This window comes from Bacillota bacterium, from assembly GCA_023511835.1.
Lineage (GTDB): Bacteria > Bacillota > Sulfobacillia > JAIMAT01 > JAIMAT01 > JAIMAT01.
The window spans coordinates 1-8,905 of sequence record JAIMAT010000080.1 but is presented as its reverse complement, the minus strand read 5'-3'; the positions used below and the strand labels follow the sequence as shown (position 1 = coordinate 8,905).

At 74.9% G+C, this 8,905-nt stretch carries 10 protein-coding genes; 5 read left to right on the top strand and 5 right to left on the bottom strand.

Annotated features, from left to right (window positions below):
• Window positions 1-544 precede the first annotated feature (544 nt).
• On the top strand, window positions 545-1,060 hold the full coding sequence (locus K6U79_09765; GenBank protein ID MCL6522637.1) for a biotin transporter BioY: 516 nt from the start codon (window positions 545-547) through the stop codon (window positions 1,058-1,060).
• 36 nt (window positions 1,061-1,096) lie between these two features.
• The gene (locus K6U79_09760; protein MCL6522636.1) at window positions 1,097-1,819 is read left to right on the top strand and encodes a DUF6062 family protein; all 723 of its coding nucleotides are present in this window, start codon (window positions 1,097-1,099) and stop codon (window positions 1,817-1,819) included.
• 52 nt (window positions 1,820-1,871) lie between these two features.
• Here the strand turns inward: K6U79_09760 and K6U79_09755 are convergent, their stop codons facing one another.
• The 3 genes from K6U79_09755 to K6U79_09745 all read right to left on the bottom strand — a co-directional run bounded on the left by K6U79_09755 (window position 1,872) and on the right by K6U79_09745 (window position 5,599).
• Window positions 1,872-2,327 carry an NUDIX domain-containing protein gene (locus K6U79_09755; protein MCL6522635.1) on the bottom strand — a complete coding sequence of 152 codons (456 nt, stop codon included), beginning with the start codon at window positions 2,325-2,327 and terminating at the stop codon, window positions 1,872-1,874.
• 6 nt (window positions 2,328-2,333) lie between these two features.
• Window positions 2,334-4,154 carry a dynamin family protein gene (locus K6U79_09750; protein MCL6522634.1) on the bottom strand — a complete coding sequence of 607 codons (1,821 nt, stop codon included), beginning with the start codon at window positions 4,152-4,154 and terminating at the stop codon, window positions 2,334-2,336.
• A gap of 236 nt (window positions 4,155-4,390) precedes the next feature.
• Entirely contained in the window at window positions 4,391-5,599 is a 1,209-nt protein-coding gene (locus tag K6U79_09745; protein ID MCL6522633.1) for an MFS transporter, read from the bottom strand.
• 328 nt (window positions 5,600-5,927) lie between these two features.
• On the opposite strand from K6U79_09745, the gene K6U79_09740 reads away from it, so the two are divergent.
• Window positions 5,928-6,710, top strand: a complete 783-nt coding sequence (locus K6U79_09740; protein ID MCL6522632.1) for a methyltransferase domain-containing protein — start codon at window positions 5,928-5,930, stop codon at window positions 6,708-6,710.
• A gap of 32 nt (window positions 6,711-6,742) precedes the next feature.
• Here the strand turns inward: K6U79_09740 and K6U79_09735 are convergent, their stop codons facing one another.
• Window positions 6,743-7,753, bottom strand: a complete 1,011-nt coding sequence (locus K6U79_09735) for a pyridoxal-phosphate dependent enzyme (protein ID MCL6522631.1) — start codon at window positions 7,751-7,753, stop codon at window positions 6,743-6,745.
• Window positions 7,754-7,865: 112 nt separating this feature from the next.
• Here K6U79_09735 and K6U79_09730 point away from each other — a divergent pair, with 112 nt between their 5' ends.
• A complete protein-coding gene (locus K6U79_09730; GenBank protein ID MCL6522630.1) occupies window positions 7,866-8,519 on the top strand; it encodes a phosphatase PAP2 family protein in 654 nt (217 codons plus the stop codon).
• On the opposite strand, the gene K6U79_09725 is transcribed toward K6U79_09730, so the two are convergent.
• Complete coding sequence (locus K6U79_09725) at window positions 8,520-8,669, bottom strand: hypothetical protein (GenBank protein MCL6522629.1); 150 nt, start codon at window positions 8,667-8,669, stop codon at window positions 8,520-8,522.
• Between the two features lie 87 nt (window positions 8,670-8,756).
• On the opposite strand from K6U79_09725, the gene K6U79_09720 reads away from it, so the two are divergent.
• On the top strand, window positions 8,757-8,905 hold a 149-nt coding region (locus K6U79_09720; protein MCL6522628.1), incomplete at its 3' end, for a LysM peptidoglycan-binding domain-containing protein.

Here is an 8,905-nt window from a genome sequence, read left to right as displayed (position 1 = left end):
AAAAACGCAGCCGCCGTTCCTGTTACCCCTGCCCGGCGGCCGGACCGGCTAGCGTTTCGATCATGCCAACATCATGAAATGGAAGGCCCTGATCCAAGGGCCAGCCCCCGGGGAGGGGTTTCTTCCTTCTCCCCCCTCCGGCGGCCGGACCGGCTTCCCCTGGAACATGCCGACATCATGATGGCACAGGGCGGCGCCGGCGGCGCCGGTCCGGTCCGGCCCGCCCCGCCGCGCTGCGCCAGCCGGCTTCGGCAAGGCTTGCGCTCGCTTGACGGTCCGGCCCGCGCGTGGTATACGAGACTGCACGGCAAGAGGGAGGCGGGCGGTCCGGCGCCGCCCGCCAAGACGGCGATGGAGCTCGCCCAGGCTTCGGCCGAAATGCGAGAGCTGATGGCTCCTGCCCGCTGGCTGGCAGGAGCCTCTTTCTTTCGGGGAGCGATGGCCCTTGCCTCCGTTCTCGTCCCGCGCCGCGAGGCTGGCGGCTGGGCCCTCCCGCCGGGCGGGCCCGGCCCGGCCGGCGTCGCACCTGACGCGGGTCGCCCTGATGACCGCCGTCCTGGTCGCGCTCTCCTTCGTCCCGTTGCCTCTGCCGCTGGGGCCCGTGCCGCCGACGATGCAGAGCCTCGGCGTCATGATGGCAGGGCTGCTCCTCCCGCCCGGCGAGGCGGTGGCCGCCGTCGCCCTCCAGCTGGCCCTGGGGCTCGCCGGCCTGCCCGTCCTGGGGGGCGGCATGGGCGGTCCTACCCTGCTCTTCAGCCCCGCCGGTGCCTACCTCTGGGGCCACCTTCCGGGGGTGGCCGTGGCGGCCCGCCTGGCCGGTCGCGGCAAGCCGGGCGCTCCCGTCCACCCGCTCCGGTCGGTCGCCCTGGCCCTGCTGGCCGTGGCGCCCGGCTGGCTGGTCGAGGTCGCCGCCGTACGCGCCTGGCTCCTGCCTTCCTGGAAGGAGGCCGTCCTGTTCGGACTGGCCGGCCTGCTGCCGCTGGACGTGGTCAAGGCGGCGCTGGCGGTGGCACCCGCGAGGGCGCTCCGGAAGGCGATGGGCGTCCGCCGCCAGGCGTGAGCGGCAGTGCGCACCTCCAACGAGGAGGTCTACCGCATGGCCACGTGGAGCTACGCTTCCTCCGTCTGCCCCCTCTGCCAGGTGCAGCGGCGTGCGGAGAGGGTCCATCTGCGCTGGTTCGAGATCGAGAACTGCCGCGAGCCGTCCACCTGGTTCCGGCTGCGCGAGGCGGCCTACTGCCCCCGTCACGCGGCCGTGATCCGCGACCGCGCCGGTGCCGAGCTCAGCGCTCTCTTCGAGTTCCTGACCCGGGAGGAGTTGGCCCGCCTCCGCCAGAGCGACCCGCGGCACGCCCGGAACGGGTGGCGGGAGCCGTGGCAGCGGTGGCGCGGGCGACGCGCGCGGCGGGAGAAAGGCTCCCCGCCCTGCCCGGCCTGCGAGGCTGGAGAGGTGGCCGTGGCCGCCGAGATCCATGCCTTTTTGGATCGGCTCCGGGAGGAGGAGGGGCGCCGGGGCTACCGGGAGGGGGCCGGTCTCTGCCGGCGGCATCTCGCGCAGGTGGCGGAGGAGGCCGACGAGGCGCTGGCTCGCTGGCTCAAGGCGGACCTGGAAGAACGCCTCGCCGGCGTCCTGGAGGAGTACCGGCGCTACTTTCATCTCCTCGACTACCGCTTCCGCCACGAGCCCCGCGGCCGCGAGCAGTCCGCCTGGCTGCGCTCGCTCCTCTACTTCTGGGGATTGCCCGAAGAGCCCGGCAGCGGCGAGGGAGAGGAGGAGGGCACCGGGCCCCTGGCGCCGGGCGAAGCGGGGAGGGGCTGAAGCCGGGGCGGGCGACCCTCCGGCGGTCCGCCCGGACTGGCCGGACCCGCGCTCAGCGCGAGCCGTCCCCCCGCTCGACCCGCGCCCGCCCCTCCAGCATGGCGCGCGCCGCCTCCAGCACGGGCCGGTTCCGTTCGTAAAGGAGGAGTCTCTCGGCCTCGCGGGGGCGCAGCCAGCGCACGGCCCGCGTCTCGCCGGGCAGGCGGCGCAGCTCGCCCGCCTCCGCGCGGACCAGGAAGTAGTGCACCTCCTTCTCCACCATCTCCGGTTCCGGGTCGTCGGCCACCAAGTAGCGGTAGCGTACCGCGGGCAGGCTTCCGATCACTTGCCCTTGCACGCCGGTCTCCTGCTCGATCTCGCGGAGCGCCGCCTCCTCGTCCGACTCGCCGCCCTCCACGCGTCCCTTGGGGAAGGTCCAGCGGCCGAAGCGGTCGAGGACGAGCAGGATCTCCGCCTCGCTCCCTTCGCCCCGGAAGACGACTCCTCCCGCCGATCGCTCCTGACGCATTGCCGTTCACCTCTCCTCCGCGGGGTTGCCTCCGCCTTGCCGCTCTGCCCGAGGCTGGGCCCGGACGCCGCCCAGCAGCTGCCGGAGGCGGCCCAGGTGCGCCTCCAGGGCGGAGACGGCCTCCTCCAGGCGCGCCTCCTCCTCGCGCGAACGCCCTTCCGCCTCGCCCAGCGCCTGCTCCGTCGAGCGAAGCGCCTCCTCGAACTCCTCGCGGAGGCGGATCAGCCGCTCGTCCCAGCGGACGATCTGGCGCCGGGCCGACTCGCGCAGGCGGTAGGCGAGGTCGGAGCGGAGGCGGCCGGAGTTGAGCTCCAGAAGCTCGTGCAGTCGTTCCCGCGCCCGCTTCCGGAGGGCCGGGAGCGCCCAGCCCGACGGCAGCCAGCGCGCCAGCGCGGCCGCGTTCAGTTCGGGCAGCCAGGAGCCGATCTCGCTCAGCTGGAAGTAGAAGTCGGGTCGCTCCACCACCTCCGGGTCGGCCGGGATGGGTTCGGGGCGGTAACCGGCATATTCGCCGTACGCCTCCAGGAGCTCGTCCAGCAGCCCCTGGAAGCGGGCCGAGAAGCGCTCGGCGAGGGCGGCGTACTCGCCGCCCATCTCCTTGCCGGCCTCGGCCCGCCAGCGCTCGAGCCGCTCGCCCAGGCGCCGGCTCACCTCCTCCTCTACCTCGCGGGCCGTCATCCGGCGTCCGGCGGCCTCCCGCTCCAGCCAGGCCTCCAACTCCCCCCGGAGCTCGGCCTCCGCCTGCTGGCGCCAGCGCCCGAGCTCCTCCTCCATGCGGGCCACCAGCCGATCGACGTCGCGGCGAAAGAGGAGCGCGTCGTCCTCGCGGCGCCGCTCGACTTCCTGGAGGCGCTCCTCGAGACGGCTCCGTCGCCGCGCCAGCTCTTCCACCGGGGTGCGGAAGGCGGTACGCCTCACCTCCAGCGCCAGCCGGACGGCGCTTACGTGCCGTTCGGCCTGCCGTCCGATCGAGGCGGCGAAGACGGCTCCCCGTTGCTCCGCCAGGAAGCGCTCCAGCTCCCTCTCCAGCTCCCCCATCCCCGAGGCTTCCCATTCGGCCGCGTCGCCCCGCAGCCGGGCCAGCAGGCCGCGGCGCGCGGAGACGGGAAGGATGCGGGGCGGCGCGCCCGCGCCGGCCGGCCCGCCCCCGGCCTCGGCGAGCAGGCGGCGGTGGAAGGCCAGCACCTGCTCCAGCTCCTCCGGCGCCAGCGTGTCCGCCTTGTTCTGCACGTAGAGGACGTGCGCCGCACGGGAGGTGACGTGGCGCAGGTACTCCGCCTCCTCTCGGGTGAGCGGGGGATCGCTGCCCAGCACCGCGACGGCGGCGTCGGCGTCTTCGGTCGCCTCCTCGGCCGCCTGGGTGTTGGCCTCCACCGTGGAGCCGATGCCCGGGGTGTCGACGATGGCCACGCCACGCTCGAGGAGCGGGGCCGGAAGGCGGACCTGCACGGCCGTCACGCCCTTGCGGTTGGAGGGGTTGCCCGCCTCGCTGACGAAGTCGCCCAGCCGCTCCAGGCCGACGCGCTCCCCGCGCCCGTCGCGATAGCGGATGCGCGCCTCGCGCTCCGGACCGGCCACGATCTCGGTGGCCACCGAGGTGAGCGGCAGCACGCCCATGGGCAGGACTTCCTCGCCCAGGAGCGCGTTGACCAGCGTCGACTTCCCGCGTTTGAACTGGCCGACCACCAGCAGCCGGAAGCGGTCCTCCCGCACCCGCGCGGCCAGCTCCTCCAGCGCCCGGGCCGAGGAGGCGACTCCCGAGCCGCGCGCCAGTGCGGCCAGCTCCTCCAGCTCGTCGGCTACGCTCTCGCGCTCCCAACCGGCCACCCGACTCCCTCCTCGCACTGGTCCGCGGGCGTGCTGCGGCTCGCCTCGCTCGGCGCGGACCAGGAAGAAGCGGGCTTCCTTTTCCGCCTCTCCCTCTGTCTCCCCCATCCCGCCCGGGCGAAGGAAGCGGTACCCGATGGTCGACCGCCCACCACGGATCCGGTCGCGCCCGACTCCTCCTCGATCTCGCGCAAGGCCGCCTCCTCGTCGCTCTCGCCCGCCTCCGCCTCCCCGCCTCACGCCTCTCCCGCTGCGGCCACCGCCTGCGGATGGTGGCGCTCCACCCAGACGAAGAAGGGCAGGGCGGCGAGCTGGGTGAGGAGCGAGAAGGCGACCGTGGCCGGCAGCGAGACGTCGTAGAGCAGGCCGATGGCGCTGCTGCCCAGGAACCAGAAGATCCCGTAGGCGGCGGTGAAGAGGCCGAAGGCGGAGGCGCGCCGCTCCGGAGCCACCATGGGCGCGACGGCGGCCGGAATGATGGACTCATGCACCCCCGTCCCCAGGCCCCAGAGCGCCGCCCCCACCAGCGCCCAGGCGAAGCCGCCCAGGAAGACCAGCGGCGCGAAGAGCGCCGTCAGGAGCGTCAGCAGCACGAGGACGCGGAAACCGAAGCGGTCGAAGAGGCGCCCGAAGAGCAGCGATCCCGCGCCGCTGACGGCCATGGCCACCGCATAGAAGATGGCCACCCAGTCGCCCGAGACGATGCCGCCGCGGCTGAAGTGGTAGGCGATCAGCGGATAGTCCGCGAAGCCCACGGCCACCAGCGCAGCGCCCGCCAGGTAGACCCAGAAGGCCGTCGCCATGCCGCGGACGCCCACGGGCACCGTGCCCCCCTCCAGGTCCTCCGGCTTGGGGTAGAGCCAGCGCGCCAGCAGCAGAAACGTCAGGTTGAGGAGGGCGGGGATGAGAAGGATGGCGAAGGCCTCGTGGAAGCCGGCCCGGCGCGCCAGCACGTAGGCGACCACCAGGGGGCCGCCCATGGCGCCCACCTGGTCGAGCGCCTCGTGCAGGCCGAAGGCCCACCCGTAGCCGCCCACCTGGCGGGCGGCGTGCGAGAGCATCACGTCGCGGGGCGGGTTGCGCAGCGCCTTGCCGACCCGTTCCAGAATGATGAGCAACGCGGCCTCGGGCCATGTCCGGGTCAGGGCCAGCGCCGGCACCGAGGCCATCTGGACCACGTAACCGAAGATGGTGATGGGCCAGAAGCGCCCGGTGGCATCGGCCCAGCGGCCCGAGACCAGGCGCAGGCCGTAGCCGGCCAGCTCCCCGAAGCCGGTCACCACGCCGACCGCGGTGGCGCTGGCGCGCAGCGAGTCGAGGTAGGGCCCCAGGATGCTGCGCGACCCCTCGTAGGTGAAATCGGCGAAGAAGCTGAGCACGCCGATGAGCAGGACGAACCGGAGAGCCCGGCGGCCTGCCGCACGGGCGGGCGGGCGATCCGCCATCCGCACACCTCCCACGGGCATCCAGGGACAGAAAAAGGCTCCCGAGCCCCAGGTCTCAGGAGCCATCAGCATCCGCCGATCGTTCCGACGTCGCGGCGGCGGCGCGGTTTGCGGCCACGCGCGGTCGTGGCCGCCCGGGCGGGTCTCCATCGCCCGCGTCCAGCCCTCGCTCTGCCGGCTGGACCTGGCGCCATTATCCGAACGGGGCCGGGGGAGCGTCAAGCGCGCCGGAGGCGAGGCTTCCTGCAGGCGGAAGGCCTGCCCGGGCGTATCTCTTCGACGTAAGGGCGGGTGCCGACGGCGGCACCACGGCGGGAGGCGATGCGGGATGACGGCGGAGGACGACGACCAGCTCGAGAGGGTCCGCTCCTTCTTCGGCGCCCACGCGGAGCACTACGCGGCGAGCCGCTCCCACCGCTCGGGGAGCGACCTGGCCCTCCTCCTCGAGGCGCTCCGCCTCGCCCCCGGGGATCGCGCGCTCGACGTGGCCACCGCCTCGGGCAACGTGGCCTTCGCCATGGCGCCGCGGGTCGCCGAGGTGGTCGGCCTCGACGCCACGCCGGAGATGGGCGAGCTCTTCCGGCGCCGGCTGCAGGAAGAGGCGGCGGCCAACGTCCGCTTCGCCCTCGGCGACGCGCACGCGCTCCCCTTTCCGGACGGAAGCTTCACGGTGGTCGCCTCGCGGCGCGCCGCGCACCACTTCCGGGACCTGCCGCGGGCGCTCCGCGAGATGCGCCGCGTCCTCTGCCCCGGGGGGCGGCTGGGGATCGCGGACATGACGGTCCCCGACGAACCGGAGGCGGCCGAGCTGATGAACCAGCTGGAGATCTTGCGCGACGGATCGCACGTGGGCGCGCGCTCCGCGGAGGAGTGGCGCCGCCTGCTGGAGGAGGCCGGCCTCGAGGTCACCTTCCTCGAGACGCTGGAGGAGCGCCTGCCGGTGGCCGACTGGTTCGCCCCCTCGCGGGCGCTGGACGACCCGGAGCGCTTCGCCCGCACGCTGGCGGCGGCGCTGCGGCCGGAGGTGGCCGGAGCCCTCTTCGCGCGGGAGGACGGCCGCCTCCTCTGGCGGAAGCGGCGGCTGGTGGCCGTCGGCCGGGTGCCGGGCTGAGCCCGCGGCACCCGGCCGCGCAGCCGCCCGGCTCAGCCGGCCAGCGCTGCCGCCAGCTGTCCGGCGGTGGCGTTGCCGCCGGTGACGGGCAGGATCACCTTCTTCCCGCGGAGCTCCTCGCGCAGGGCGAGCGCCGCCGCCAGGGGGGCGGCGCCCGCCTCCTCGGCGACCAGGTGGGCCGTCTCTGCCAGGATGCGCATCGCCTCCAGCATCGCCTGGTCGCCCACCAGCACCATCTCGTCCAGGTAGCGGCGCAGGATCCGCACCGGCAGCTCGAAGGCGACGCGCGTCGCCAGCCCCTCGGCGCGCGTGACCGCCGCGGGCGTCGACTCGAGGCGTCCCGAACGGAAGGAGCGGTAGACGGCCGGCGCGCCCTCCGCCTGGACGCCGATGACGCGCATGCCCGGGCGGAGCGCCCGCGCCACGATGGCGGCGCCCGAGGCGCCGGAGCCGCCGCCCACGGGGACGATCAGGAAGTCGGCGTCGGGGACCTCCAGGAGCGCCTCCAGGTAGGCGGTGGCCACCCCCGCCACCAGCAGCGGCTCGTTCATGGAGTGGACGTAGCGCGCGCCCGTCTCGCGCGCGTACGCCTCGCAAGCCTCCCGTGCCGCGTCGAAGTCCCGCCCCACCTCGCGCACCTCGGCCCCCCAGGCGCGGATGGCCTCGCGTTTGAGCGGGTTGAGCCCCTCCGGCCCGAAGACGGTGACGGGAAGGCCGAAGAGGTGGCCGGCGTAGGCGACGGACTGGCCGTGGTTGCCGGTGGAGGCGGCCGTCAGGCCGGCCGGGCCCAGCTTGCCGGCCTCCCGCTCGGCCGCCACCAGGTTGACCCCGCCGCGCACCTTGAAGGCGCCGGTCGGCTGCAGGTTCTCGCACTTCAGGAAGACCTCGGCGCCCAGCAGGCGGGCGAGGGCGGGCGGACGGAGGAGCGGCGTGGGCGCCAGATAGGGCGCGATCCGTCGCCTCGCCCGCAGTACGTCCTCGATCCCCGGCTCCCAGAGCGGCTCTCCCGATCCCGTCCGTTGCGTGAAGGGTTCGTCATGCAAGGCCGGCTCCACCTCCCCTGCCCCATTCGGCGGCGCACCCGGCGCTCCTGGCTGGAGCGGCCGCCGACGGCGCCGCGTTGGCCGGCGCGCGAGGAGAGGCTATAGTGGCGCCATGCCGACGACGCGTCGCGCCCCGGGGGTCGGCCCGCTCCTCGCCCCCCTGGGGCTCCTCCTCCTGCTGGCGCTGCTCGCCCCCTCGCCCCCGGTGGCGACGCTCGACCGCGCGGCGACGGCGGCGCTGGGACGGCTGCCGCAGAACGTGCGCCAGGCGCTGCAGCTGGTCTGGCTGGCCGGCTCACCCCCGCTGGCGGCGGCGCTGGCGCTCTGGGCGGCGGCCGGCGCGGGGGGAGGCCGAGCGCGCCTGGTGCGGGTCGTGGCGGGCTTCCTGGGGGTGATGGCGGTGGAGGGACTGCTGAAGACGCTCGTCCCGACGCCCGCGCCTCCGCTCCTACCCGTCGCCTGGCCCTGGCTCCGCCACGTACTGGAGATCCTCAGCCCCTCGCCCGCGCGCGCCGGCTTGGCGCTCTTCCGCGGTACCTTCCCCAGCGGCCACGTGGCGCGGCTCGCCTACGCGGCCTGGCTCCTGGCCTGGCGCAGCCGCCGGCGGCCGGCCCCGCAGGGCGCCGCAGCCGGGCTGGTGGCGCTGGCGGGCGCGGCCGTGGTGGCGACGGGCGGCCACTGGCTCTGGGACGCGGCCGGCGGGGCGCTCCTCGGCCGGGCGGCCGCGCGCTGGGCGGCCTCGCGCCCGGCGGCCGGCGAGGCGTGATCAGCCGGCGGACTCGACGATCCGCTCGCCTTCCGCCTCCACCTCGGCCAGCTGCCGCTCCGCGGCCTCCTCCGCCCGCAGCCTCTCGAGCCGCTCCTCGACGTCGGCCTCCAGCGCGCCGACCAGCTCTTCCGCCGCCTTCGTGGCCACCCTTTCCCCTTCCTCGCCCGGGCGGGGCCGGCACCTCCGGGCGCCGCCCTTCATAGACAGGCACGAGGACGCAGAGGAGGTGCTTCCATGTCGACCCCGCTGTACGGCGCGCACCATGCCTGCCCGCCCGGAAGCTTCGCCTACACGGTCCGGCCCGGGGACACGCTCTTCCTCCTGGCGCAGCGCTTCGGCACCACCGTCGCCGCCATCCTGGCGCTCAACCCCGGCGTCAACCC